The sequence below is a fragment of the Microbispora rosea genome (assembly GCF_044460045.1).
GTDB classification, from domain to species: Bacteria; Actinomycetota; Actinomycetes; order Streptosporangiales; family Streptosporangiaceae; genus Microbispora; species Microbispora rosea.
In genome coordinates, this window is record NZ_JBITJO010000008.1 from 52286 (window position 1) to 76760 (window position 24475).

Sequence of the window (24475 nt, forward strand, 5' to 3'; positions counted from 1 at the left end):
CCACCCCTCAGCGGACCCAGCCGCCCGAGGAGACCACGTTCAGCACGGCGCCGACCGCGCGGTCGATCGTCATGTCCGTGGTGTCGAGGACGAGGTCGGCGTCCTCCGGCTCCTCGTACGGGTCGGAGATCCCGGTGAACTCCGGGATCAACCCGGCCCGCGCCTTGGCGTACAGGCCCTTGCGGTCGCGGCGCTCGCACTCCTCCAGCGGCGTGGCCACGTGGACGAGCAGGAAGTCGCCGCCGACCTCCTCGACCATCGCCCGCACCTCGTCCCGGGTCGCGGCGTACGGCGCGATGGGCGCGCAGATGGCCAGGCCGCCGTGGCGGGCGACCTCGGCGGCCACGAAGCCGATCCTGCGGATGTTGCGGTCGCGGTCCTCGCGCGAGAACGTGAGCCCCGCCGACAGCATCCGCCGCACGACGTCGCCGTCCAGGTAGGTGACCGCGCGGCCGCCCCGTTCGAGCAGCGCGTCGCGCAGGCCCCGGGCGATCGTCGACTTGCCCGAGCCGGACAGGCCGGTGAAGAACACCACAAGCCCCCGCTTGTGCGGCGGCCCCGGGATGCTGACCGGCGCGGGACCGGCGTAGTGCTCGGTGGCGCCGTAGTTGCGGGCCACGTGCTCGCGGAGTTCGAGGTCGATCTCGGTGTCCTCGCGCGGCGCGAGCGGCACCGCGACCACCGTCGCACCGGGAAGCCGCTCGGCCGCCTTGAGCGCGGCGCGCACCACGGCAGGGCCGCCCTCGCCGAAGACGAGGGGCATGAGGAGCACGGTCGCGTCCAGTTCCTCGGCGGTCGCCGCCACGTCGTCGAGCGCGGCGCCGTCGAGCGGCCCGCGCATCGTCACCGCGAGAACCTCGCCGTCCGGCAGGTCCTTGCGGACCTCCTCCGGGGCGCGGCGCAGCCGGGAGAACGGGCCGTACACGGGGGCGTCGAGCGCCTCGACAGGTCCGGCGGCGTGGTGGCCGTCCCGCTCCACGACGGTCAGCACCGCGACCGCCGCACCCTCCGGGTCCCGGAGCGTCACCCGGTCGCCGGGCCCGAATCCGTCCGGCAGCGCGATCGTGATCGGGTCGGGCCAGGAGGCCCCTCCGGGCAGCCGCCCGCGCTCGACGACGCTCTCCACCTCGGCCGAGGTGAGGAAGCCGGTCAACGGCGCGTACGCCCCGGACAGCAGCAGCTCCAGGTCGGCCAGCTCACGCGCGTCGGGCGTCCACTCGGTCATGGCATCCGTTTCCGCTTGATCGATCGGACCTCGATGGGGTCGGATACGCACCCTACTGGCACCGGCACGCATAGCGCGCCCGTGCCCGGGGCGTCTACAGGCAGACATTAATCCGAGGAGGTGCCCGTGGACGCCATCCGCGACCACGCGGAAGAGCGGCGATTTCGCGAATTCGTGTCCGCCCGCGCGCCGGCGCTGATGCGGCTGGCCTATCTGCTGACCGGAGGGGACCAGCACTCCGCCGAGGACCTGGTGCAGACCGCCCTGGCCAAGGTCGTCACGCGGTGGGGGCACGTCGACGAGCCCGAGGCGTACGTGCGGCAGGTCATGTACCGCCAGCAGATCAGCTGGTGGCGGCTGGCGTGGCGGCAGCGGGAGACCAGCGTGGCCGACGTGCCCGAGCTCCCGGCCGGCCGCGCGGGCACCGACGAGGCCGAGTTGAGGATCATCCTGCGCCGGGCGCTCGCCCGGCTGACGCCCCGCCAGCGCGCCGTGCTCGTGCTGCGGTACCTGGAGGACCTGCCCGAGAACGAGGTGGCCCGCATCCTCGGCTGCTCGGTCGGGACCGTGCGCAGCACCGCGCACCGGTCCCTCGCCCGGCTGCGGGCGACCGCGCCGGAACTCGCCGACCTGCGCCTGAGTGAGGTGATCTCATGACGCCCCGGATGCTGAAGCAGACGCTGGAGGAGTGGTCGCGGGAGGTCCACGTGCCCGCCGACCTCGCCGACCGCGCGCTGCGCCGCCGGTCACGGCTGCGCCTGACGAGGTTCGCGGGGGCGGTCTCGTGCGCGGCCGTCGTGGCGGCCGTGGCCCTGCTGGTGCCGCTGGTCGTGGCTCCCCGCTTCGCGCCGCCGGTGGACACCGGCGGCTCGCCGGTGGTGGTGCCCGTCCAGCCGTACCGGCAGACGACCCCGGCGCAGGACGTGCTCGCCGACACGGAGAACTCCCCGCCGGAGACGATGATCGCGGCAGGGCGGGTGGCCGTCTCCGCCTACTTCACATGGCGGTGGCACACCGATGCCGAGCGCAGACTGTTCGACCGGACCTGGTACCTCCTCGACCCCGCGACGAGCCGGTACGAGAAGACGGAATGGGGCTGGGTCGACGTCGCCCCCGGCCTGCGCTGGGCGGCGGTCCTGGAGAAGGACCTCCCCGTTCGGAGGATCGGCATCTTCGACATGGAGACCCGGCAGGTGCGGGCGTGGGTGCCGGTGGATCACCCCGTGGGCGGCGTCGTCTGGTCGCCCGACGGCACCCGGCTTGTGGCCACCGCCTACGACGGGTCCCCCGACCTGGACCGGACGTCCGTCGACGAGCGGCGGTGCCCGGCGACGGCCGCGGCGACGCCCGAGAACCCCGGGCGGCCGCCGTTCCAGATGATCTCCACCAGCCGCACCGGCTTCTACGTCGTCGACGCGGCGACCGCGACGGCAGGGGACTTCCACGCCGTCGATCCGTGCCTGACCGACAACAGCAACGTCAGGCGCGACTTCCGCTGGAGCGACGACGGCACGCTGGTCCAGGAGCGCAGCGCCGTCGTGCGGCGGCCTGACGCCTTCTACGACCTCGACGGCAGACCGCACGACGCGCCCGACGGCTACGTCCTGACTGAGTCGCAGGCGGGCGTGTCGCCCGACGGCACGCTGCTCGCGGGCCGGGACGGCATGCCGACCAAGGTCACCGAGCTGTCGACAGGCAAGGTCGTGGGCCGGCAGCAGGTGCTCCAGCTGCGCGCCTGGGCCGACGACCGGCGCCTGGTCGCGCTGGGCTGCGCGGGCACGTGCGGAAGCGAGTTCCACAACGGCCTTGTCCTCGTGAGCGTCGACGGCAGAACGACGGTCCCGCTGTCGGCGTACCGGAAGAACAGCCAGCAGCCCGAGGCGTGGGAGCCGATGTTCACTCTCAGGTAGCGGCCCCGGCCGGCAACTCAGATGAGGCGGGCGAAATGGTTCTGCGGACGGCGGATCACCATGGTGATCTCGTCCTCGGTGCCGTTGAGCCCGCCTCGCGAGAACGCGGCCACGGCCCGGCAGACCACGGCGACCAGACCGCCGCGCGGACCCCGCCGGGCCGGGCCGCTCACCGCCGAGTAGTCCTCGGCGATCATGAGCCCGCGCATCAGGCAGTACGCCTGGATGGCCTCGCGGGAGGCCAGCGGCTCGTAGACCGCGGGAAGCGGCCCCACCGATCCTGCCGGGGTGAGCGTGCGCCACAGCGCCCGGCGCAGCCAGCGGGGGGTCACCCGGTCGCAGAAGCCGTACGCCGACTTGCGGTCGCGCATCTTCAGCAGCAGCAGCCCGCCGGGACGCAGCCCGGCGACGAGCCGGTCGAGCACGAGCTCGGCGTGGCGGATGCGTTCGAGGAGGAACGACACATAGACGACGTCGAAGGACCGCGGCGGGATCGGCACGAGACGCAGGTCGCCCAGGTAGGACGCCTCCAGGTCGTCGCGGTTGGCGGTGTGGGTCCGCAGCGCCGGCAGATCCTCGTCCACCCCCGTCATCCTCGGCTCGTAGCGCCCCACGTCGAGGACGCCTCCCCGGCCGCATCCGGCGATGAGGATGTCGAGACGCCGGCCGAGCTGGTCGGTCCACTGCTCGCGAATCCGTTGGCTGAACACGTCGTCCTGGTCGGCGGACGACAACCGAACCTCTGTCATACGACTGAGAGTAATCATTTGACGACTCTACGTTGCGCATTTGCCGTCGCCCCTCATGTCCCGGCCGCGGAGAGGGCGGAGCGAGGCACATCGGCAGGGCGTAGCCTTGGTAGCCGCGGCCCGGTTGGGAGCGTCTCGCGGATCTCCTCCGTCAGGGGGGTCGGCCGGATGAACGGGGTCGCGTCCGCACGCCTGCTGTCTTTGTCACGGGGCTTTTGAAGGCATCGATGTCTCTTTCCGGACTGCTCGATCTCGTATCCGCCGAACCCACGCTGGCCGCCGCGCTCGACGCCGCCGGCCATGCCGCCCACCCGGGCGCCGAGCTGCTGGCGCCGCCCGCGCTGCGGCCGTTCACCGTGGCCGCGCTGTCTCGCGTACGGCCGGTGCTCGCCGTCACGGCGACCGGGCGCGAGGCGGAGGATCTCGCCGCCGCGCTCACGAGCCTGGTCGACGAGAACTCCGTGGCCGTCTTCCCCGCCTGGGAGACGCTGCCGCACGAGCGCCTGTCGCCGCGCAGCGACACCGTCGGCCAGCGCCTCGCCGTGCTGCGGCGGCTGGCGCACCCGATCGAGGGCGACCAGACCGCCGGCCCGCTGCGGATCGTGGTTGCCCCGATCCGCTCGCTGCTCCAGCCCATCGTGGCCGGGCTCGGCGACCTGGCGCCCGTACGGCTGCGCGCGGGCGACGACGCCGACCTGGACGACGTGGTGGCCCGGCTGGTCGAGAACGGCTACCACCGGGTGGACATGGTGGAGAAGCGCGGCGAGGTGGCCGTGCGCGGCGGCCTGCTCGACGTGTTCCCGCCCACCGAGGAGCACCCGCTGCGGCTGGAGTTCTGGGGCGACACGATCGAGGAGATCCGCTGGTTCAAGGTGGCCGACCAGCGCTCGCTCGAGGTCGCCCAGGACGGGCTGTTCGCCGCGCCCTGCCGTGAGCTGCTGCTCACCGACGACGTACGGCGGCGCGCCCGCGAGCTGGGCGAGGAGCACCCGGCGCTGAAGGACGTGCTCGACCAGCTCGCCGAGGGTGTGCCCGTGGAGGGCATGGAGGCGTTCGCGCCCGTGCTCGCCGGGGAGATGGACCTGCTGCTCGACCACCTGCCGATCCGGTCGGCCGTGTTCGTCTGCGACCCCGAGCGCATCCGCGGGCGGGCGGTCGAGCTGGTCCACACCAGCCAGGAGTTCATGGAGGCGTCGTGGATCGCCGCGGCGGCGGGCGGCGAGGCCCCGATCGATCTGGAGGCGGCCGCCTTCCGCACGCTGGAGGAGGTGCGCGACCACGCCGGCGAGCTGGGCCAGCCGTGGTGGAGCATCGCCCCCTTCGGCGAGGGCGTGGAGCTGGACGCCCAGGACGTCGAGGCCTACCGGGGCGACACCCAGCGGGCGCTCGCCGACATCAAGGGCTGGATGGGCGCGGGCAAGGCCGTCGTGCTGCTGAGCGAGGGCCACGGCCCGGCCGAGCGCATGGTCGAGCTGCTCAAGGGCGTGGACGTGGCGGCGCGGCTGGTGCCGTCCCTCGACGGTCCGCCGCCGAAGGACGTCGTGCAGGTCACGACGGGCAGGATCGACCACGGCTTCGTCACGCCGGACGTCGCCGTCCTGACCCACCTCGACCTCGTAGGCCAGAAGGCGTCCACCAAGGACATGCGGCGGCTGCCGTCGCGCCGCCGCAACATGGTCGACCCTCTCCAGCTCAAGGTCGGCGACCACGTGGTGCACGAGCAGCACGGCGTGGGCCGCTACATCGAGATGGTGCAGCGCACGATCCAGGGCGCGACCCGCGAATACCTGGTGATCGAGTACGCCAAGGGCGACCGGCTCTACGTGCCGACCGACCAGCTCGACGAGGTCACGCGCTACGTCGGCGGCGAGGCCCCCACGCTCAACCGCATGGGCGGGGCCGACTGGGCCAAGGCCAAGACCAGGGCGAAGAAGGCGGTCAGGGAGATCGCGGGCGAGCTGATCCGGCTCTACTCGGCCCGGATGGCCTCGCCCGGTCACGCGTTCGCGTCCGACAGCCCGTGGCAGCGGGAGATGGAGGACGCCTTCCCGTACGCGGAGACGGGCGACCAGCTCGAAGCGATCGACGAGGTCAAGCGCGACATGGAGCGGCCCGTCCCGATGGACCGGCTGATCTGCGGCGACGTCGGCTACGGCAAGACCGAGATCGCGGTGCGGGCGGCGTTCAAGGCGGTGCAGGACGGCAAGCAGGTCGCCGTCCTCGTGCCGACGACGCTGCTCGTGCAGCAGCACCTGTCGACGTTCGGCGAGCGGTTCGCGAGCTTCCCCGTCGCCGTGAAGCCGGTCTCCCGGTTCCAGACGGACTCCGAGGTGCGGGAGACCCTCGACGGGCTGCGTACGGGCGCGGTCGACGTGGTGATCGGCACGCACCGGCTGTTGTCGCCCGAGGTGAAGTTCAAGGACCTCGGGCTGATCATCGTGGACGAGGAGCAGCGGTTCGGCGTCGAGCACAAGGAGGCCATGAAGCACATGCGGACGCAGGTCGACGTGCTCGCCATGTCGGCGACGCCGATCCCGCGGACGCTGGAGATGGGCCTCACCGGCATCCGCGAGATGTCGACCATCCTCACCCCGCCGGAGGAGCGGCACCCGATCCTCACGTTCGTCGGGCCGTACGACGAGAAGCAGATCGCGGCGGCGATCCGGCGTGAGCTGATGCGCGACGGCCAGGTGTTCTTCGTCCACAACCGGGTCCGCACGATCGACAAGGTGGCGTCGCGGCTGCACGAACTGGTGCCGGAGGCGCGGATCGCGGTCGCCCACGGGCAGATGAACGAGACCCAGCTCGAAAAGATCATGGTGGACTTCTGGGAGCGCAACTTCGACGTGCTCGTCTCCACCACGATCGTCGAGTCCGGCCTCGACGTGCCCAACGCCAACACGCTCATCGTGGACCGCGCGGACAACTACGGCCTGTCGCAGCTCCACCAGCTGCGCGGCCGGGTCGGCCGGGGCCGCGAGCGCGGCTACGCCTACTTCCTCTACCCGCCCGAGTCGCCGCTGACCGAGACCGCGCACGAGCGGCTCGCCACGATCGCCCAGCACACCGAGATGGGCGCCGGCATGTACGTCGCCATGAAGGACCTGGAGATCCGCGGCGCCGGCAACATCCTCGGGGCCGAGCAGTCGGGCCACATCGCCGGCGTCGGCTTCGACCTGTACGTCCGCATGATGGCCGAGGCCGTCCAGGAGCAGAAGTCCAAGCTCGCGGGCGAGGAGAGGGTGGAGGAGCGGCCCGACGTCAAGGTCGAGCTGCCGATCAACGCCCACGTGCCGCACGACTACGTCACCTCCGAGCGGCTGCGCCTCGAGGCGTACAAGCGGATCGCGGCCATCGGCTCGGAGGACGACATCACGGCGGTCCGCGACGAGCTCACCGACCGGTACGGCAGGCAGCCCCAGGAGGTGGACAACCTCCTGGAGGTGGCGCGCTTCCGGATCAGGGCCCGCAAGGCGGGGCTGACCGACGTGACGCTGCAGGGCCAGCAGATCAGGTTCGCGCCCGTGGAGCTGAGGGACTCCCAGCAGGTGCGGCTGCAGCGGCTCTACCCTCGCTCCATCTGGAAGCAGGCGACGGGCATCCTGCTCGTGCCGGTGCCCAAGACCAAACCGATCGGCGGTCAGCCACTACGCGACCTCGACCTGCTGAAATGGTGTGGGGACCTGGTCGAGGCCCTGTTCCTGGAGCCGATGCGGGTACAGTGACCCGCGAAATTGTCAACATACGCGTGGCCGGTGTCGTTCGGGAGGATCGTCCGTGAAGTCGTATCGAGTGCGCGTCGCCGTGGCGCTGGCGGCGGCCGGGATCGCCGTGACCGCGTGCGGCGGCCCCGTGCAGGCGGGTTCCGCGGCCATCGTGGGCAAGGAGCGCATCACCTCCAGTGAGCTGAACGACGAGGTCCGCGCGCTGCGCGCCGACCTGGCCGCCAACAAGATCCCCGAGAACCAGCTCCAGCTGTCCTTCTCGCTGCCGCAGACGGTCCTGCTCAACATGACCACGAGCAGGCAGTTCCAGGAGCTCGGCCGGCGCAAGGGCGTCGCGGTCAGCGACCGCGAGGTCGACGACATCGCCACGGCCCAGGGCGGCTGGGACCAGTTCAACAAGGTGCTGCTGGCCAACGCGATTCCGCTGGACGAGGGCCGCGACTTCATCCGGGCCGTCGTCGTCCGCAACAAGCTGGCGCAGCAGGCCGGCGCCGGGCAGGACCAGGCGGCACAGCAGGCGGCCATCCAGAAGATCATCCAGGAGGCCGACTCGACCGTGCCGGTGAGGTACAGCCCGCGCTACGGCAAGTTCGACCCCCAGCAGGGCTTCGTCGCCGACGACCGCTTCGGCTCGGCGGGCGGGGCCGCGGCCGGCGGGGCCGCCGGGGGTGCGCCCGACGCGGGTGCGCCCGACGCCGGCCAGGCCGGCTGATCGCGGGCCCGAGCGGTTTGGCAGGCGGCCCGGCGACGCCGGGGCGGGTGGCTCATTAGGCTGAGGCCATGGCGTTGATCGTGGTGACCACCTCGCCCCGGGTCGCTCCGGGCCTGCTCACGCCCGCGGCGTGGCAGGCCCTCACCCGAGGGCGGGTGCTCACCGGCACCCCGGACCACCCCTACCTGCCCTATCTCGGCGAGGCCGGCGTCCTGGTCGAGGTGGTGACCCCCGACCCCGGCGCGATCGCGCGCGAGAGCCGTACGGGGACGGTGGTGTGGCTGGCCGCGCAGGACGGCGACGAGGACTTCATGCGCGCGGTCGGTCACGCCGCGATCTCCCTGGACGAACCGCCGGAGATCGAGGTCGTCCCCGGCTCCTACGACCTGCCCGGCGCTCGGCTGCTCGACCTCGTCCAGGTCATGGACCGGCTGCGCCGTGAGTGCCCGTGGGACCGCAAGCAGACCCACGAGTCGCTCGTGCCCTACCTGGTCGAAGAGGCCTACGAGGTGCTGGAGACCATCCACGAGGGCGACTACGGCCCGCCGCTGCGCGAGGAGCTCGGCGACCTGCTGCTCCAGGTGGTGTTCCACGCCAGGCTCGCCCAGGAGCGGATGGGGACGGACGGGGACGGCTTCGACATCGACGACGTGGCGGACGGGATCGTGGAGAAGCTGGTCCGCCGTCACCCGCACGTCTTCGCGGACGTCGCGGTCTCCGGCGCCGGTGATGTCGCCGACAACTGGGAGACGATCAAGGCGGCCGAGCGGGCCGCCAAGGGGGAGACCGCCTCGGTGCTCAGCGGCGTGCCCATGGGCCAGCCGGCGATCTCGCTGGCCGCCCAGCTCCTGCGCCGGGCCGGCCGGGCCGGGGCGCCCGCCTCTCTCGCCGGCGACCTCGCCCCGTCCGCCGGCGCCCGCCTGTTCGCGCTCGTACGGGAGACCCAGGACGCGGGACTCGATCCCGAGGCCGAGCTCAGGGCGGCGGCCAGGGAATACCGGCGGCGTGTGGAGGAATGGGAGGGCGCCCGCCCTGACACGCCGTGAACGGGCAGCCCTGCGCCATACCGGGTAGTAGGGACCGATAGGCTCGGGTGGCAAACCGCCCGCCATTTTGCTAGGAGCGTTCGTGGCTGCCATCGAGGCCATCACCGCCCGCGAGATCCTCGACTCCCGTGGGAACCCCACGGTCGAGGTCGAGGTACTGCTGGACGACTACAGCACCGGCCGTGCCGCCGTTCCGAGTGGCGCCTCCACCGGTCAGTTCGAGGCTGTCGAGCTGCGCGACGGCGACAAGAAGCGCTATCTCGGCAAGGGTGTCGAGAAGGCCGTCCTCGGCGTTACCGACGAGATCGCCGACGAGCTCATCGGGTTCGACGCCGAGGAGCAGCGTCTCATCGACCAGACGATGATCGACCTGGACGGCACGCCCAACAAGGCCCGGCTCGGGGCCAACGCGCTCCTCGGCATCTCGCTGGCCGTCGCCAAGGCCGCGGCCGACAGCGCCGACCTGCCCCTGTTCCGCTACGTCGGCGGGCCGAACGCGCACATCCTGCCCGTGCCGATGATGAACATCCTGAACGGCGGCGCGCATGCCGACACCAACGTGGACATCCAGGAGTTCATGATCGCGCCGATCGGCGCCGAGACGTTCTCCGAGGCCGTGCGCATGGGCGCCGAGACCTACCACACGCTCAAGAGCGTGCTGAAGGAGAAGGGCTACGCGACCGGCCTGGGTGACGAGGGCGGCTTCGCGCCCAACCTGCCGTCGAACCGCGACGCGCTCGACCTGATCCTGGTCGCCATCGAGAAGGCCGGCTACACACCGGGCCAGGACATCGCGCTCGCGCTCGACGTCGCGGCCAGCGAGTTCCACAACGACGGCGTCTACACGATCGACGGCAAGGGCGTGTCGTCCGCCGAGCTGATCTCCTTCTACGAGGACCTGGTCCGCTCCTACCCGCTGGTCTCCATCGAGGACCCGCTGGACGAGGAGGACTGGGAGGGCTGGAAGGCCATCACCGCCTCCCTCGGGGCCAAGGTCCAGCTCGTGGGCGACGACCTGTTCGTCACCAACCCCGAGCGGCTCGGCCGCGGCATCGCCGAGGGCGCGGCCAACGCGCTGCTGGTGAAGGTCAACCAGATCGGCACGCTGTCGGAGACCCTCGACGCGGTCGACCTGGCCCACCGCAGCGGCTACCGCTCCATGATGAGCCACCGCTCCGGCGAGACCGAGGACACCACGATCGCCGACCTCGCCGTGGCCACCAACTGCGGCCAGATCAAGACCGGCGCCCCGGCCCGCTCGGACCGGGTGGCCAAGTACAACCAGCTCCTGCGCATCGAGGAGCTGCTGGACGACGCGGCGCGCTACGCCGGTCGCGCCGCCTTCCCGCGCTTCCAGGCGTAGCGGGCGGCACAGGGGGCAGGGCTCCGGCCGGCACGTCCCGGGCGCGTGGTGCGGCGATGCCGTACCCCGTCCGGGCGTGGACGGCCGGGACGGGCGGTTAGTGTGGTGGCCGTTGTGATCGGGCCACACGCTGACCGACCGGGAGGGGTGGTTTCGTGGCGGCGAAGCGGCCGCAGCTCACCGGGCGCGCGGCGATCCTCGCGGTCGTCGTGTGCGCCATCGCCATGAGCCTCGCCTACCCCGTGCGGGAGTACGTCGCCCAGCGACGGCAGATCGCCCAGCTGGAGGCGCAGCAGGCGAACGCGCTGCGCAAGCTCCAGAACCTGGAACAGCGGCGGCGGCGGCTGGAGGATCCGGACTACGTCAAGCGCCTGGCCAAGGAGCGGCTGTTCTACTGCGAGCCGGGCGCCGACTGCTACCAGGTGATCGACGAGGAGACGGCCGGGAGCGCCGCCGCCAAGGCGGGGACGAAGCAGCCGGAGCGTCCCGCCTGGTACGTCACTCTCTGGCGGTCGTTCGAGGCGGCCGACAAGGGGCGGCCCGCCGCACCGGAGGCAGGGCGCAGCCCCGCACCCACGGCGTCCGCATCGGCGTCCGCGCCGGCGCCGGCGGGATGAGGACGGCGGACGCCACCGGGAACGGCGGGGCGGAAAGCGTGAAGGGCGAGGAGATCGACGTGGCGGACGACCAGGCGGACCACGCAGGCCACGCGGGCCGTGTGGACCCCGCCGACGTGGCGGCGGCGCGGGCGCAGCTCGGGCGGCCGCCGCGCGGGGTGCGGGCCGTCGCCCACCGGTGTCCCTGCGGCCTGCCCGACGTGCTGGAGACCGCGCCCCGGCTGCCCGACGGGGCGCCGTTCCCCACGCTGTTCTACCTGACCTGCCCGAAAGCCGCCTCGGCGATCGGCACGCTGGAGTCGTCCGGCCTGATGAAGAGCATGCAGTCCCGGCTCGCGGAGGACCCCGAGCTGGCCGAGGCCTACCGGGCGGCCCACGAGGACTACGTCGCCCGGCGCGACCGCGCGGCCGGCGAGGAGGGCCTGGAGCCGCTGCCGCGCGACATGCAGAGCGCCGGCGGCATGCCGGGCCGGGTCAAGTGCCTGCACGCGCTGGTGGCCCACGAACTGGCCGCGCCGGGGGCCAACCCGTTCGGCCGGGAGGCGCTCGACGCGCTGCCCGACTGGTGGGCCGGCGGCCCCTGCGTGGTCGTGGAGAATTCCGCAGAGCAGCCATAGGCCGGGAGACCGAAACGGAAGCGCCGTCGTGGCGTGGAGGGCCGACCGGAGGCCGGAGGGGATGAGCGTGAAGACGAAGCGGGTCGCGGCCATCGATTGCGGGACCAACTCGGTCCGCCTTCTCATCGCGGATATCTCCGGCGACGACCTCGCCGACGTCGAACGGCGGATGGAGATCGTCAGGCTCGGCCAGGACGTCGACCGTACGGGACGGCTCGCGCCGGAGGCCCTGGAGCGGACGTTCACGGCCATGCGCGGGTACGCCAAGCTGATCAGGGAGCACTCCCCGGACGGTCCCGTGCCGGTCCGCGTGGTCGCCACCTCGGCGACCCGTGACGCCGCCAACCGGGCCGACTTCGTCTCCGGGGTGCGGGACATCTTCGGCGTGGAGCCCGAGGTGGTGACCGGTGACGAGGAGGCGCGGCTGTCCTTCACCGGCGCGACCCGCGGCCTGGCCCGCGCCGGCGCCGAGGCCGAGACCCCCTATCTCGTGGTGGACATCGGGGGTGGTTCGACCGAGTTCGTCGTCGGCTCCCGGTCCGTCGAGGGCGCGCTGTCGGTGGACATCGGCTGCGTACGGCTGACCGAGCGCCACCTGCGCGACGACCCGCCGAGCGCCGGGACGGTGGAGGCGGCCGTCGCCGACATCGAGGCGGCCATGGACCGGGTCGAGGAGCACGTCCCGGTGCGTACGGCGCGGACGCTGGTCGGCCTGGCCGGTTCTGTCACCACGGTCGCGGGGATCGCGCTCGACCTGCCCGCCTACGACCCCACGCGCATCCACCACTCGCGCATCCCCGCAGAACGGGTTCACGAGGTGTCCGCGCGGCTGCTGCGCCTGACGCACGACGAGCGGGCGGCCATCCCGGTCATGCACCCGGGCCGGGTGGACGTCATCGGCGCGGGCGCGCTCATCCTCGACCGCATCGTCCGCCGCTACGGTTTCCCCGAGGTCGTGGTCAGCGAGCACGACATCCTCGACGGCATCGCCTGGTCCCTCGGCTGACGAGAACCCTGCTCTCACGAGACCTCTGCCCTCACGAGAACCCTGCCCTCACGAAAACCCTGCCCTCACGAAAACCAGGACCTCAGGAGGCGACGGCCCCGGCGTTCGTCTCGTAGGCGTCGAGGATCGAGTCGAGGAGGCCCGGGAACCGGCCGTCGAGGTCGGCCAGGCGCAGCGCGGTCCACCGGCGGTTGCCGTCCTCCCGCTGGTGGATGACACCGGCCTCCCTGAGCACCCGGAAGTGGTGCGTGAGCGTCGACGGCGCCACATCCACCGGGAACGTGCCGCAGGCCCGTTCCGGCTCGGCGCGCAGCGTCCGCACGATCGTCATGCGCGTGGGGTCCGCCAGCGCGTGGAGGACGTCGAGCAGGTCGATCTCGGCGGCGTCCGGATGCGTCAATGCCGACCGGCGGCGTTGGGATCGGGGCATCTTCCACCTCTCTTTCGACAACCATCGTACAACTGTGGTACGACGTTCGTAGTACTACGAACATCGAAAGAGGAGCGGATCATGCAGGCGTTGGTGATGACGGGACCGTCGCGCGGGTCGGACCTGACCGAGGTCGGGGACATGCCGGTGCCGGAGCCCGGCGAGGGCGAGGTGTCCGTCGACGTCTCCCACGCGGGCGTCAACTTCATCGATGTGATGGCGCGCAGGGGAGACCCGGGCTATGTCACGGCCTGGCCGTTCGTGCCGGGCAAAGAGGTGACGGGAACCGTGCGCCGGGTGGGCCCGGGAGTCTCCGGCCTCGTGCCGGGACAGCGGGTGGCCGCACTCACCCCGTCCGGCGGTCTCGCCGAGGTGGCCGTGGCGCCCGCCGCCGTGACCGTGCCGCTGCCGGACGACGTGCCGTCCTCCCTCGCCGCGGCCGCCCCGCTGATGCTGACGAGCGCGTTGCTGCTGCTCACCGACGCGGCGAGGTTCGGCGCGGGTGAGAGCGTGCTCGTGCACTCCGCGAGCGGCGGCGTCGGATCGGCCGTGGCCCGGCTGGTCCCCGCACTCGGCGGAGGACGGCTCATCGGCACCGTGGGCCGGGCGGACAAGGTCCAAGCGGCCCGGTCCGCCGGCTACGACAGGGTGGTCGTCCGTGACGAGGGGATGGGCGCCGCGATCCGGGCCGCGGCGCCCGAGGGCGTGGACGTCGTCCTCGACCCGCTCGGCGTCGAGCTGCTCGAACTGGACCTGGAGGTCACCGGTCCCGGCGGCCGGATCGTGCTGTTCGGCAACGCGGGAGGAGGTGAGGCGTCCCCGTTGCCGCCCCACCCTCGCCTGATGCGCGGCAACGTGGGGATCGTCGGCTTCAGCGCCAGTGCCCTCACCGCCGGCGCGCCCCACCGGGTCGCGCGAGGACTGAGCCGTGTGCTGGACCTGATCGCGGAGGGCCTGCTGGATGTGCCGGTGACCGTGATCGACTCTCTCGCCGGGGTGCCGGACGTCCACCAGCTGCTCGCCGACGGCCGCGGCGGCGGCAAGTACGTCGTACGGATCGCGTGAACGCCGCGTAGGGACCGGAGGATCTTGCCGCTATTACGCAATGCGTAGTACTGTGCGATGCGTGGACAGCAGCCAGCTCCTCAAAGGGGTTCTCGACCTGGCGGTCCTCGCGGTGCTCGCCGAGCGTGACAGCTACGGATACGACGTCGTACGCCGCCTGCGCGAGGTGGGGCTCGAAGACGTCGGCGACGCCTCCGTGTACGGGACGCTGCGGCGGCTCTTCAAGGCCGGAGCGCTCACCTCCTACGTGGTCGCCTCCGACGAGGGACCGCACCGCAAGTACTACGGCCTCAACGACGTGGGCCGCTCGCTCCTCCAGACCTCGGCGAAGACCTGGACGTCCTTCGCCGCCACCATGAACGACCTGCTCAAGGAGGTCGATCCGGGATGACTCCCCCTATGACGCCCCAGGACTACGCCGCCGCCGTACGCGCGGCGCTCGCCGATCTCCCCGCCCGGGACAGGGACGCGCTGCTGGAGGACCTGGACGAGCATCTCGCCGAGGTCGCCGCCGAGCCGGGCATGTCGCTGGAGGAACGCCTCGGCGGCCCCGAGGCGTACGCGGCCGAGCTGCGGGCCGCCTACGGCGGGCGGCCGTCGAGCGGCGGCTCCTCGCTGGGCGGGCGGCTGCGCGAGCGGATGAGCGGAGCGGTCCGGCGCGTTCACACGCGGCTGCTCGTGCTCCCGCCCTACCGTCAGGCCGCCGTCTTCGCCCCGGAACTGCGTCCCGCGTGGTGGGTGCTGCGGGGCTACGCGATCGCGCTGGCCGTGCTCGCGCCGATCAGCGCCCCCGGGCTGATCCCCGGTGACATCCCCGCCTGGGTGTTCACGCTCGCGGTCGTCTGGGGGTCGGTGTGGCTGGGCCGGCGGGGCCGCGCGCGAGCGTCGCGCTGGGGCCGCGTGCTGCTGCTCGGAGCCAATCTGGTGGCCGCGGTCCTCGTGATCACGGCGATGGCGGACGTCCCGAGCACGTCGTCGCGCGGCGTGGCCTTCGACTACGGCCCCCGGCCGGAGGTGTACGCGCCGGGCATGCGGGTGGAGAGTGTGTCCTCGCTGGGCGGGGACGTCTCCAACATCCTCCCGTACGCCGAGGACGGGACGCCGTTGCACAACGTCCGGCTCTACGACCAGGACGGCAACCCGATCATGCTGGACCCGGGCTTCGACCAGGAGATCGTGATCCCCTGTGACGGGGAGCCGCCCATCCGCAACGCCTACCCGCTGCCGCTGAAGCCCGTGGAGCGCCGCGCCGATCCCACCGAACCGGAGGCGGAGGCGACCTGCGTCCCCGCGACGCCGGCGCCCACGGACGCCACGGCCTCACCGACGCCCTCCGCCGAGCAGTCCGGCTCGCCGTCACCGTCGCCGTCCGCCGAGCCGTCTCGCCGCTCGCGATAGGCGCGAGCGGGAAACGCGGAGTCAGCCGGACCCGAGCGCACGCAGCATGGTCAGGAGCGCCGTGCGGCCGGAGCCGGGCGGGACGTCAGCCGTGCAGGCGGACGGGCAGGGAGAACAGGCCGCGCATGATGGCGCTGGGCCACCAGCTCAGCTCGGCGGGGTCGGCAGCGAGGGCCAGGCCGGGGAACCGTTCGAGCACCCGGCCGATCGCGGCCTCTCCCTCCACCCTGGCCAGGGCCGCGCCGACACAGTAGTGGGGCCCCCGGCCGAAGGCGAGGTGCGGCTCGCCGATCCGGCCGGGGGAGAACGCGTCCGGGTCGGCGAAGGCGGCCGGGTCCCGGTTGGCCGCGAGCAGCGAGACGAGGATGGGCTCCCCCGGCAGCATCTCCTGGCCGCCGATCACGACGGGCTCGGTGGGAAAGCGCCAGGTGGCGTTCCGTACGGGACCGTCGTAACGCAGCATCTCGTCGATGAAGTCCGGCAGCAGGGAGAGGTCGGCGCGCAGCGCCGCCGCCTGGGAGGGGTGCCGCAGCAGTGCGAGCAGGCCGTTGCCGATCAGCGCCACGGTCGTCTCGTGGCCGGCGATCAGCAGCAGGAACGCGGTCGAGGTGAGCTCGTCCTTGTCGATCTCGCCCTGGTTGGACCGCCGGACGAGGTCGGTGAGCAGGTCGTCGCCCGGCCGGGAGCGCTTGAGCTCGACCAGGTCGGCCAGGAAGCTCTCCAGGGCGTCCGTGGCGCGTTTGATCTCCTCCACCTCGGACGCCGCCGCCGAGTCGATGACGGAGGCGTGCCGGTGGAAGGCGGCGCGGTCCTCCTCGGGCACGCCGAGCAGGTCGCAGATGATCGTGATCGGCAGGGGATAGGCGAGACCGGCGATGAGGTCGGTCTCCGGGCCGTCGAGGCGGTCGAGCAGCGCGTCGGTCACCTCCAGCGCCCGCGTCCGCAGCCCCGCCATCCGCCGGGGTGTGAAGGCCGCGCTCACGAGCCGCCGCAGGCGCGTGTGGTCGGCGCCGTCGGCGTTGATCATGTGGCGGGCCAGCCCGGGCCGGTGGTCCAGGGGCAGGCCGAGAGAGGCGGCCCGCCATTCGGGCGAGCCGGCCGCCGGGTCCTTGGCGAGGGCGGGATGGGTCAGCGCGGTCACGGCGTCCTCGTACCGCGTGACCAGCCACGCCTCGCAGCCGGGCAGCGGCACGCGGGTCACCGGCGCGTTCCGGCGCAGCCAGTCGTAGGCGGGGTAGGGGTCGGCGTCGAACGCCGGGCCGAACATCGGGGGGACTGAGTCGGTGGACACGGGCCGTACGTACCCACCTCCGGCGCGGCGGAAAAGATCGGAATCTTTCTCGGCATGACCGCTTCGTGACACTCGCAGGTGTCGCCAGAGCCGGCTTCTGGCGGACGCACATTTTCTGACCTGGCACGATCGGTGTCATGAGCTCCGTTCCTCCCGGTTCCGGCTGGCCGGGTGACCCGGCGTGCCCGGACACCCCCGTCGCCCACGACGCCCACGAGGTCGCCAAACTCGCCGCAGAGAGCCGTACGGTCGCCGAACTGACCGCCAGGCAGTCGGTGTGCCGCGCCTGCCCGCGTCTCGTCGAGTGGCGGGAGGAGGTCGCCGACGTCAAACGGCGGGCGTTCGCCGACGAGACCTACTGGGGCCGGCCGATCGCGGGGTGGGGCGACGACGCGCCGCACACGCTCATCGTCGGGCTGGCGCCCGCCGCGCACGGCGGCAACCGGACCGGCCGGATCTTCACCGGCGACCGCAGCGGCGACTGGCTGTTCGCGTCGCTGCACCGCACCGGCCTCGCCGCGCAGGAGACCAGCGTCCACGCGGGCGACGGGCAGCGGCTGATCGGCGCCCGGATGATGGCGGCGGTCCGGTGCGCCCCGCCCGCCAACAAGCCCACCCCCGAGGAGCGCGACACCTGCTTCCCCTGGCTGTCCAGGGAGCTCGCGCTCGTGGCGGGCACGACCCGGGTGATCGTGGCGCTCGGCGGTTTCGCCTGGCAGGCGGTGTGGCCCGCGCTGCGCGAGGCCGGGTTCACGCTGCCACCCCGCAGGCCGCGGTTCGGCCACGCGGTGGAGGTGCCGATCTCCCACGGCGTGGCTCCCGTCACGTTGATCGGCTGCTACCACCCCAGCCAGCAGAACACCTTCACCGGCCGGGTCACCGCGGACATGCTCGACGCGGTCTTCGCCCGCGCCGCCGCGCTGGGTACGGCGACCTTGTGAACCAATTCACGAGTGTGAAGTCGATCACCGAGAGAAGATTGCGGGAATTTTCCAGGGAAATGTCGTCAAGAGATGGCGGAGTGGGGAAAATCACTGGACCTTCGGCCCTGGCGCGATGGTGCGATTGCCAACTCGTGACGTAGGCTTGTGAATGCTTTCACAAGCTCTGGGAGGGCATCGTGGCAGACCGCAACTGGAAGCATGTCGTCATCGTCGGCGGTGGATACGTGGGCCTTTACTCGGCTCTTCGTCTCCAGCGCACGCTCCGCCGTGAGCTGCGCGACGGCAGCGTGCGGATCACGCTCATCGACCCGCAGTCGTACATGACCTACCAGCCGTTCCTCCCCGAGGCGGCGGCCGGCAACATCTCGCCGCGCCACGTCGTGGCCCCGCTGCGCCGGGTGCTGCCCAAGGTGCGCATCCTCAACGGCAAGGTCTCCAAGGTGCACCACGAGGCGCGCACGCTGACCTTCGAGCCCGCCGCGGGCCAGTCCCGTGAGATCGAGTACGACGTCGTCGTCATGGCGGCCGGCTCGATCTCGCGTACGCTGCCGATCCCCGGCCTGGAGGACGCGGCAATCGGCTTCAAGACCGTCGGCGAGGCCATCGCGCTGCGCAACCGGGTGCTGGCCCTCCTCGACCGCGCCGAGTCGAGCGACGACGAGGACGTGCGCCGCCGCGCGCTGACCTTCGTCGTGGTCGGCGGCGGCTTCGCGGGCATCGAGGCGCTCGCCGAGCTCGAGGACATGACCGAGGACGCGGTCACGTACTACCCGAGCATCGACAAGAAGGACCTGCGCTGGGTTCTCATCGAGGCGTCCGACCGCATCCTGCCGGAGGTCGGTCCCGAGATGGGCGAGTGGACCGCGGAGCAGCTGCGCGAGCGCGGCATCGAGCTCAAGATGAAGACGTTCCTCCAGTCGTGCGAGGGTGGTCTGGTCAAGACCTCGGACGGCGACGAGTTCGAGTCGGCCACGATCGTGTGGACCGCCGGCGTCAAGCCGAGCCCCATCGTCAACTCCACCGACCTGCCGCTCGACGAGCGCGGCCGGATCAAGACCACGACGCGCCTGACCGTCGCGGGCGTCAAGGGCGCCTTCGCCGCCGGTGACATCGCGGGCGTGCCCGACGTGACCAACCCCGGCCAGTACTGCGCGCCCAACGCCCAGCACGCCGTACGGCAGGCGAAGGTCCTCGGCGACAACATCACCGCGTACCTGCGCGGGCAGAAGCTGGAGGACTACCGGCACAAGTACGCCGGGTCGGTCGCCGGGCTCGGCCTCTACCGGGGTGTCGCGAACGTCTACGGCATGAAGCTGCGCGGCTTCCCCGCCTGGTTCATGCACCGCACCTACCACCTGTCGCGGGTCCCCACCGTCAACCGGAAGGTCCGCGTGGTGATGGACTGGACGATGTCGCTGTTCTTCAAGCGAGAGACGATCTCTCTCGGCGAGATCGAGCACCCGCGCGACGAGTTCAGGGCGGCCGCGAAGAGCGGGCCCAAGCGCTGACCCGCCCGGCGGGGACGGGCCGGCGGACGGCCCCAGGACACGTGACGGCCCGGCGGCGCACACCCGCCGGGCCGTCGCGTGTCCGTGTGCTCTGACATGCTGGTGTGGTGGACGGGGGAGAAGGTGCGGACGGTCTCCCGGACCTTGACCGGGTGGCTCCCCGGCGTGCCGTTCACGCGCTGTGGAAAGGGGGACAAGCCGCGTAAGACGTAACTTGCTTACAGAGGAGTGATCCGTGACATATGATCGCGGCGCCCCCGTAGCCCAATGGCAGAGGCAAGCCCCTTAAAAGGGCTGTGGTGTGGGTTCGAGTCCCACCGGGGGCACTGGCGCCCGGCAAGACACCGAAGCATCGACCGGCAGGACAGCGAGCATCGAGGCGAGTGGGGCCTCACGACGCCCTTCGCCGAACCGGGGCCCTTCACACGGCCCTTTCACATGGTCCTTTCACATGGTCTTTTGCCGGGGCCCCCTCACGCGGCCCCTTCTCGGCACGCTCGTGCTGTGGCCGGCTCAGGGCCGGTCTTCGCGTGTCCGGTGAGCGCGCGGGAAGTCCCCGTTTCACCCAGGTCAGTCGGTAGATCTTCTCGTTCCGCTTTGTCATAGGGAGCCCATGCTCGGATACATTCGGGCATGCGTTTCGTCCCTTTTGTCATGGTTCTTACCGGCTTGGTGGCTGGTATCGCCTCGCCTGCGTCGGCCATCACCCATGGCTCGGTCGATAACACTCAGCACCCGGAAGTGGGAGCCCTCATCGGCGACGAGCCGGAGAGCGACGGCACGTGGTCGTACTGCACCGGCACCCTCATCTCGCCGACCGTCTTCCTCACGGCCGCCCACTGCGGCGGCAAGGGCCAGAAGACGGCCCGGGTCTCCTTCGCCGGCCACTACCAGCCCGGGGGGAAGTTCTACACCGGTCGCTACGTGCCCGACTCGAGATACAAGGGCGACGCCTATGACATGGCGGTCGTGATCTTCCCCGAGCCCGTTGCCGGCATCGCCCCGGCGAAGCTGCCGTCCCTGGGCCTGCTCGACCAGCTCAAGGCCGACGGCCGCCTGCAGGCCGCGCGCTTCACCCCGGTCGGGTACGGCTCCGTGGACCCCGTCAAGAAGCGGCACGGATGGCGGTACCGCTACACCGACACGCGCAGCCAGACGTCCATCTCCTACAAGCGCCTCGGCAGCAGGTGGCTCGACCTGGTGCCGAACCCCTCGCGCGAGGAGGGCGGGACCTGCTACGGCGACTCGGGCGGCCCCAACTACCTGGGAGGCCCGGACTCGAAGCTGCTCGTGGCCACGACGATCAGCGGAGTGGACGACGCCTGCAAGACGACCAACGTCGACTACCGCCTGGACATCCCCGAGGTCAGGGAGTTCCTCGGCAAGTACGTCACGCTTCCCTGACGCCGTTCTCGCGGTTGGGGGTAGACATGTAACCCCTATGGGGGTATGAATGATGCATGCCTAAGATCAACGTGTACCTCCCAGATGATCTGGCGGAGGCGGTCAAGGAAGCGGCGCTTCCGGTGTCCGCGATCTGCCAGCGGGCGCTGGAGCAGGCGGTCCGCCGCGTGAGCGCCATCCGCGAGAGCATCCTCGGCGACTTCGAGATCGACGACCCCCGGTTGTCGCACTTCACTCCCAGGACCCGCGCCGTCTTCCGGCTGGCGCTGGACCAGGCCCGGGCCGAGAACGCCACCAGCATCGGCACCGAGCACCTGCTCGCCGCGATGCTGGCCGAGGGGCAGAACCTCGCCCTGCACGTCCTGCGGGCCATGGAGATCGAGCCCACTCTGATCGAGCGCGACCTCGCGAGCCGCCGCCCGTCCGTACCCGCCGCGGCGGCAGGCTCCGAACGGCCAGAGGACGAGGGAGCGCGGAAGGACGGTCCGAGCCGGTTCGACGCGCACGCGGCCAACGCCCTCGAACTGGCGGTCACCGAGGCCCATGCGCTGGGGCACAACTACATCGGGTGCGAGCACCTGCTGCTCGGTCTGGTCGCCGAGCCCGACGGGATCGGCGGGCACGTGCTGCGCGAGCGCGGCGCCGAGCCGCGCCTCACGCGGCGCGCGGTCGCCGCGGCGCTCGCCGGCTACGTCCACCTCCGGGCGCAGGCGCAGGGCGCCTCCGCGTCTCAGGACGCGTCTCCGTCCGCTCCCGCGGCCTCCTCCCAGGCGGCCATGCAGGCGGTGGCGGCGGCCGTCCGTCAGGAGATCGCTCCGCTCCTGCGGCGCATCGAGCGGCTCGAACAGCACGCCGGAGTCGCCGCGCCCGCCGAGGACGACGCACCGTGACCGGACGGGTTCTGCTGGTGGCGACGGGCGACGTCATGGCGTACGCCCGTCGCACCAGCCGTCCGGGGCTCGCGACGGCCGCCGACCTGCTGGCGGCCGTACCCGGGAATCTCGGCGTGGAGGTCGTGACCGAGGACGTGCAGGCCGAGCCGAGCTGGGACACCTCGCCCTCCACCATGCTGCGGCTGGCCCGCCGTGCCCGCTCGGCCCTGCTGGACGAGGGGTTCGACGGTGTGGTCGTCACCCACGGCCTGGACACGATCGAGGAGACGGCCTTCCTCACGGACCTGCTCGCGGGCCCCGCCGCTCCGCGCGGCGGCATCGTGCTGACCGGCGCCGTGCGCGGGCTGGACGAGCTGTCGAGCGATGGCCCGCGCAACCTCGCGTCGTCCCTGGTCGCGGCGGCCGATCCCGCTCTTCGCGGCGTCGGCGCGGTGGTCTGCGTGAACGACGAACTGCACGCGGCGCGCTGGGTCACGATGGCCGACGCGACCGGCGTGCCGGCCATGTCGTCCGCCCCCGCGCCGATCCTCGGCCGGGTGGTGGACGGCCGGGCCGAGATGACGGCGACGCCGCCGCCGCGGCCCCCGGACGCACGCGGAGAGCCGGAGACGCACGTCGCGCTGATCAAGACGTATCCGGAGATGGACGCCGCGCTCGTCACGTCCGTCGTGGACGCCGGAGCCAGGGGCGTCGTGCTGGAGGGCACCGGCGCCGGGAACATCCCGATCACCCTGTACGGGGCCCTCAGCGAGCTGGCGGAGTGGGACATCCCCGTGGTGGTCGCCTCGCGGTGCCGCACCCGGCCGGTCGCGCTGGAGGACCTGCCGCTGGGGCTGGGGCTGGCCGCGAAGGTCGGCGCGATCGGGGCGCGGGGGCTGGCTCCGGCGAAGGCCAGGTACGCCCTGATGGTGGCGCTCGGCGGGGGCGGGCGGCACGCGGTCCGCGACTGGTTCGCCCGGCTCTGACCGCGGTCAGGCCTGTCGCTCGTGCACCGGCGCCGGGGCGTCCGCCACCTGCGACGGCTCGGCGTACGGGCCGGTGGCGCCGTCGATCGCGGCCTGCGGAGGCGCGGCGTCGGCGGTCTGCGGGCAGCCGGAGACCGGCAGGCGCAGCACGAACATGGCGCCGCCGTACGGCGACTCGGCCGCCACCAGGGTGCCGCAGTGGGCGCGGGCGATGTCGCGGGCGATGGCCAGGCCGAGCCCGGTGCCCCCGCGGCCCCGGCTGCGCGCCGTGTCCGACCTGGCGAACCGCTCGAAGATCCGCTCCCGTTCGGACTCCGGGACGCCGGGACCGTCGTCGCTGACCCACAACTCGACGAAGCCGTCGTCACGCCGGAGCCCGACCTCGACCACGCGGCGGGCGTGCCGCTGCGCGTTGTCGAGCAGGTTGGTCAGCAGACGGGCGAGGTGGCGTGGCGCGGCGTGCATCCTGACTCCGTCCGCCAGCGCAAGGCGCACCGGCAGCCGGTCGGTCCGGCGGGCGACCTCGTCCCTGACCAGTGCGGACAGGTCCACAGGTTTGCGGCCCGGGGTCGTCGCCCCCACCTTCGCCAGCAGGAGCAGGTCGTCGATGATCGCTTCCAGCCGTCCCACGTCGAGCAGCGCGTCCCTGAGCAGCGACGGCAGATCGGTCTCGCCGGGGTGAAGCTGCGCCTCCTCCAGTTGCGTGCGCAGGCCGGCGAGCGGAGTGCGCAGTTCGTGGGAGGCGTCCGCGGCGAACTCACGCTGCCGCCGCAGCGCCCGTTCGGTGGTGATCTTCGCCTGCTCGATGCGGGCGAGCGTGCTGTTCACGGTGCGGGCGAGCCGCGCGATCTCGTCGTCCCCACCCGGTACGGGCACCCGGGTGTCCAGGTCGTTGACGTTCACAGCGGCTAAGTCGCTGCGGATGACCTCGACGGGGCGCAGGGTGCGTCCGGCCACCTTCCAGGTGGCCCAGGCGGTGAGCAGTACGAGCACGGATACCTCCGCGGTGAAGAGCAAATCGAACATCCCGACGGGCGTGAAGCCGTTGATGGGGCGTCCCGCGTACACGACGGGGGAGTCGGGCCCGGGCATCACCCGTAGCGCCGCCAGGCGCAGGCACCCGATCCCGTCGTGCGTGCAGGCCTCGACGTCCTGCATGGGATCGTCCTCCGACGGCCAGAAGGACGTGAGCGGGGGCATGCCCCGGGCCGCGGGCGACGTGGCGAGCACCCGCCGATTGGGAGCCACCACCTGGACCAGGTCGATCCCGGCCACCTGCGGGGTGATGCCGCTGTGGAAGTGGCCCGTACGCCACGCGGCGGCCGTGAGCGCCGCCTCCTGCCGGGCGTCGAGCCAGACCGCGCTGGAGAACGCCTGCCGGGCCAGGATGCTGCCCAGGACCCCGGTGGGGATCAGCAGCAGGGTGGCGAACGCTGTGACGAGGACGGTGACACGCCCTCGGATGGAATCAGGCCGGAACCTTCGCAATAACAGTGGTCCGCTGACTTTCATCGCCGTCCTCCTCGCGATGACGTTCCCCTGCGGCACCGGCACCGGCACCGGCGCGGGCGGCGGCCGGGCGGCCCCCGGGTGCCGAAGCGACCGTC

The 24475-nt window shown here is 72.0% G+C and carries 22 protein-coding genes and 1 tRNA gene; 18 read left to right on the forward strand and 5 right to left on the reverse strand.

The window, feature by feature from the left end; translation table 11 throughout:
• Nucleotides 1-7: 7 nt before the first annotated feature.
• Nucleotides 8-1333 (reverse strand): adenylyl-sulfate kinase, encoded by a 1326-nt coding sequence (gene cysC, locus ACIBK1_RS29315; RefSeq protein ID WP_396738942.1) that lies wholly within the window; start codon nt 1331-1333, stop codon nt 8-10.
• Between the two features lie 18 nt (nt 1334-1351).
• Here cysC and ACIBK1_RS29320 point away from each other — a divergent pair, with 18 nt between their 5' ends.
• On the forward strand, nt 1352-1882 hold the full coding sequence (locus ACIBK1_RS29320; RefSeq protein ID WP_396738944.1) for a SigE family RNA polymerase sigma factor: 531 nt from the start codon (nt 1352-1354) through the stop codon (nt 1880-1882).
• Nucleotides 1879-3135 (forward strand): hypothetical protein, encoded by a 1257-nt coding sequence (locus tag ACIBK1_RS29325; RefSeq protein WP_396738946.1) that lies wholly within the window; start codon nt 1879-1881, stop codon nt 3133-3135. The genes ACIBK1_RS29320 and ACIBK1_RS29325 overlap by 4 nt, the downstream gene beginning before the upstream one ends.
• A 17-nt stretch (nt 3136-3152) precedes the next feature.
• Here the strand turns inward: ACIBK1_RS29325 and ACIBK1_RS29330 are convergent, their stop codons facing one another.
• Nucleotides 3153-3884, reverse strand: coding sequence for a methyltransferase domain-containing protein (locus ACIBK1_RS29330; protein ID WP_396738948.1), 732 nt, complete (start codon nt 3882-3884; stop codon nt 3153-3155).
• A gap of 227 nt (nt 3885-4111) precedes the next feature.
• Here ACIBK1_RS29330 and mfd point away from each other — a divergent pair, with 227 nt between their 5' ends.
• The 7 genes from mfd to ACIBK1_RS29365 all read left to right on the forward strand — a co-directional run bounded on the left by mfd (nt 4112) and on the right by ACIBK1_RS29365 (nt 12970).
• Nucleotides 4112-7609 (forward strand): transcription-repair coupling factor, encoded by a 3498-nt coding sequence (mfd, locus tag ACIBK1_RS29335; RefSeq protein WP_357323866.1) that lies wholly within the window; start codon nt 4112-4114, stop codon nt 7607-7609.
• Between the two features lie 52 nt (nt 7610-7661).
• On the forward strand, nt 7662-8321 hold the full coding sequence (locus ACIBK1_RS29340) for a SurA N-terminal domain-containing protein (protein ID WP_396724165.1): 660 nt from the start codon (nt 7662-7664) through the stop codon (nt 8319-8321).
• Nucleotides 8322-8389: 68 nt separating this feature from the next.
• The gene (locus tag ACIBK1_RS29345; protein WP_396738950.1) at nt 8390-9367 is read left to right on the forward strand and encodes a MazG family protein; all 978 of its coding nucleotides are present in this window, start codon (nt 8390-8392) and stop codon (nt 9365-9367) included.
• An 82-nt stretch (nt 9368-9449) separates the two neighbouring features.
• A complete protein-coding gene (eno, locus tag ACIBK1_RS29350; RefSeq protein ID WP_030507604.1) occupies nt 9450-10730 on the forward strand; it encodes a phosphopyruvate hydratase in 1281 nt (426 codons plus the stop codon).
• 155 nt (nt 10731-10885) lie between these two features.
• The gene (locus ACIBK1_RS29355; protein WP_063754597.1) at nt 10886-11347 is read left to right on the forward strand and encodes an FtsB family cell division protein; all 462 of its coding nucleotides are present in this window, start codon (nt 10886-10888) and stop codon (nt 11345-11347) included.
• Nucleotides 11344-11964 carry a DUF501 domain-containing protein gene (locus ACIBK1_RS29360; RefSeq protein WP_081903469.1) on the forward strand — a complete coding sequence of 207 codons (621 nt, stop codon included), beginning with the start codon at nt 11344-11346 and terminating at the stop codon, nt 11962-11964. The genes ACIBK1_RS29355 and ACIBK1_RS29360 overlap by 4 nt, the downstream gene beginning before the upstream one ends.
• 67 nt (nt 11965-12031) lie before the next feature.
• Nucleotides 12032-12970, forward strand: coding sequence for a Ppx/GppA phosphatase family protein (locus tag ACIBK1_RS29365; protein ID WP_396738952.1), 939 nt, complete (start codon nt 12032-12034; stop codon nt 12968-12970).
• Between the two features lie 82 nt (nt 12971-13052).
• Here the strand turns inward: ACIBK1_RS29365 and ACIBK1_RS29370 are convergent, their stop codons facing one another.
• A complete protein-coding gene (locus ACIBK1_RS29370) occupies nt 13053-13400 on the reverse strand; it encodes an ArsR/SmtB family transcription factor (protein WP_030507600.1) in 348 nt (115 codons plus the stop codon).
• A gap of 81 nt (nt 13401-13481) precedes the next feature.
• Here ACIBK1_RS29370 and ACIBK1_RS29375 point away from each other — a divergent pair, with 81 nt between their 5' ends.
• From ACIBK1_RS29375 to ACIBK1_RS29385, 3 genes are all read left to right on the forward strand, one after another.
• Nucleotides 13482-14465, forward strand: a complete 984-nt coding sequence (locus ACIBK1_RS29375; protein WP_396738954.1) for a zinc-binding alcohol dehydrogenase family protein — start codon at nt 13482-13484, stop codon at nt 14463-14465.
• A gap of 61 nt (nt 14466-14526) precedes the next feature.
• Nucleotides 14527-14856: a PadR family transcriptional regulator gene (locus ACIBK1_RS29380; protein ID WP_030507598.1), complete on the forward strand. Its 330-nt coding sequence runs from the start codon at nt 14527-14529 to the stop codon at nt 14854-14856.
• On the forward strand, nt 14853-15863 hold the full coding sequence (locus ACIBK1_RS29385; protein WP_396738956.1) for an HAAS signaling domain-containing protein: 1011 nt from the start codon (nt 14853-14855) through the stop codon (nt 15861-15863). Before ACIBK1_RS29380 ends, ACIBK1_RS29385 begins: the two co-directional genes overlap by 4 nt.
• 85 nt (nt 15864-15948) lie before the next feature.
• Here the strand turns inward: ACIBK1_RS29385 and ACIBK1_RS29390 are convergent, their stop codons facing one another.
• The gene (locus ACIBK1_RS29390; protein ID WP_231513850.1) at nt 15949-17154 is read right to left on the reverse strand and encodes a cytochrome P450 family protein; all 1206 of its coding nucleotides are present in this window, start codon (nt 17152-17154) and stop codon (nt 15949-15951) included.
• Nucleotides 17155-17291: 137 nt separating this feature from the next.
• On the opposite strand from ACIBK1_RS29390, the gene ACIBK1_RS29395 reads away from it, so the two are divergent.
• The 6 genes from ACIBK1_RS29395 (at nt 17292) to ACIBK1_RS29420 (ending at nt 22868) form a co-directional block, all read left to right on the forward strand.
• Nucleotides 17292-18095, forward strand: a complete 804-nt coding sequence (locus ACIBK1_RS29395; protein WP_396738958.1) for a uracil-DNA glycosylase — start codon at nt 17292-17294, stop codon at nt 18093-18095.
• Nucleotides 18096-18271: 176 nt separating this feature from the next.
• Nucleotides 18272-19606 carry an NAD(P)/FAD-dependent oxidoreductase gene (locus ACIBK1_RS29400; protein WP_036406197.1) on the forward strand — a complete coding sequence of 445 codons (1335 nt, stop codon included), beginning with the start codon at nt 18272-18274 and terminating at the stop codon, nt 19604-19606.
• A gap of 253 nt (nt 19607-19859) precedes the next feature.
• A tRNA-Leu gene (locus ACIBK1_RS29405) sits at nt 19860-19932 on the forward strand.
• A 415-nt stretch (nt 19933-20347) separates the two neighbouring features.
• Nucleotides 20348-21010, forward strand: coding sequence for a trypsin-like serine protease (locus ACIBK1_RS29410; protein WP_396738960.1), 663 nt, complete (start codon nt 20348-20350; stop codon nt 21008-21010).
• Nucleotides 21011-21066: 56 nt separating this feature from the next.
• Nucleotides 21067-21900 carry a Clp protease N-terminal domain-containing protein gene (locus tag ACIBK1_RS29415; RefSeq protein ID WP_396738962.1) on the forward strand — a complete coding sequence of 278 codons (834 nt, stop codon included), beginning with the start codon at nt 21067-21069 and terminating at the stop codon, nt 21898-21900.
• The gene (locus ACIBK1_RS29420) at nt 21897-22868 is read left to right on the forward strand and encodes an asparaginase (RefSeq protein ID WP_030507591.1); all 972 of its coding nucleotides are present in this window, start codon (nt 21897-21899) and stop codon (nt 22866-22868) included. The genes ACIBK1_RS29415 and ACIBK1_RS29420 overlap by 4 nt, the downstream gene beginning before the upstream one ends.
• A gap of 6 nt (nt 22869-22874) precedes the next feature.
• Here the strand turns inward: ACIBK1_RS29420 and ACIBK1_RS29425 are convergent, their stop codons facing one another.
• Nucleotides 22875-24380 carry a sensor histidine kinase gene (locus tag ACIBK1_RS29425; RefSeq protein WP_081903468.1) on the reverse strand — a complete coding sequence of 502 codons (1506 nt, stop codon included), beginning with the start codon at nt 24378-24380 and terminating at the stop codon, nt 22875-22877.
• Between the last annotated feature and the right edge of the window lie 95 nt (nt 24381-24475).

Bases quoted from the DNA above. Each gene is read 5' to 3' on its own strand.
- cysC (WP_396738942.1), bottom strand. From the start codon at position 1,333: ATGTCTGCCTGTAGACGCCCCGGGCACGGGCGCGCTATGCGTGCCGGT.
- ACIBK1_RS29325 (WP_396738946.1), top strand. From the start codon at position 1,879: ATGACGCCCCGGATGCTGAAGCAGACGCTGGAGGAGTGGTCGCGGGAG.
- ACIBK1_RS29330 (WP_396738948.1), bottom strand. From the start codon at position 3,884: ATGACAGAGGTTCGGTTGTCGTCCGCCGACCAGGACGACGTGTTCAGC.
- mfd (WP_357323866.1), top strand. From the start codon at position 4,112: ATGTCTCTTTCCGGACTGCTCGATCTCGTATCCGCCGAACCCACGCTG.
- ACIBK1_RS29345 (WP_396738950.1), top strand. From the start codon at position 8,390: ATGGCGTTGATCGTGGTGACCACCTCGCCCCGGGTCGCTCCGGGCCTG.
- ACIBK1_RS29360 (WP_081903469.1), top strand. From the start codon at position 11,344: ATGAGGACGGCGGACGCCACCGGGAACGGCGGGGCGGAAAGCGTGAAG.
- ACIBK1_RS29370 (WP_030507600.1), bottom strand. From the start codon at position 13,400: ATGCCCCGATCCCAACGCCGCCGGTCGGCATTGACGCATCCGGACGCC.
- ACIBK1_RS29375 (WP_396738954.1), top strand. From the start codon at position 13,482: ATGCAGGCGTTGGTGATGACGGGACCGTCGCGCGGGTCGGACCTGACC.
- ACIBK1_RS29385 (WP_396738956.1), top strand. From the start codon at position 14,853: ATGACTCCCCCTATGACGCCCCAGGACTACGCCGCCGCCGTACGCGCG.
- ACIBK1_RS29395 (WP_396738958.1), top strand. From the start codon at position 17,292: ATGAGCTCCGTTCCTCCCGGTTCCGGCTGGCCGGGTGACCCGGCGTGC.
- ACIBK1_RS29415 (WP_396738962.1), top strand. From the start codon at position 21,067: ATGCCTAAGATCAACGTGTACCTCCCAGATGATCTGGCGGAGGCGGTC.
- ACIBK1_RS29425 (WP_081903468.1), bottom strand. From the start codon at position 24,380: ATGAAAGTCAGCGGACCACTGTTATTGCGAAGGTTCCGGCCTGATTCC.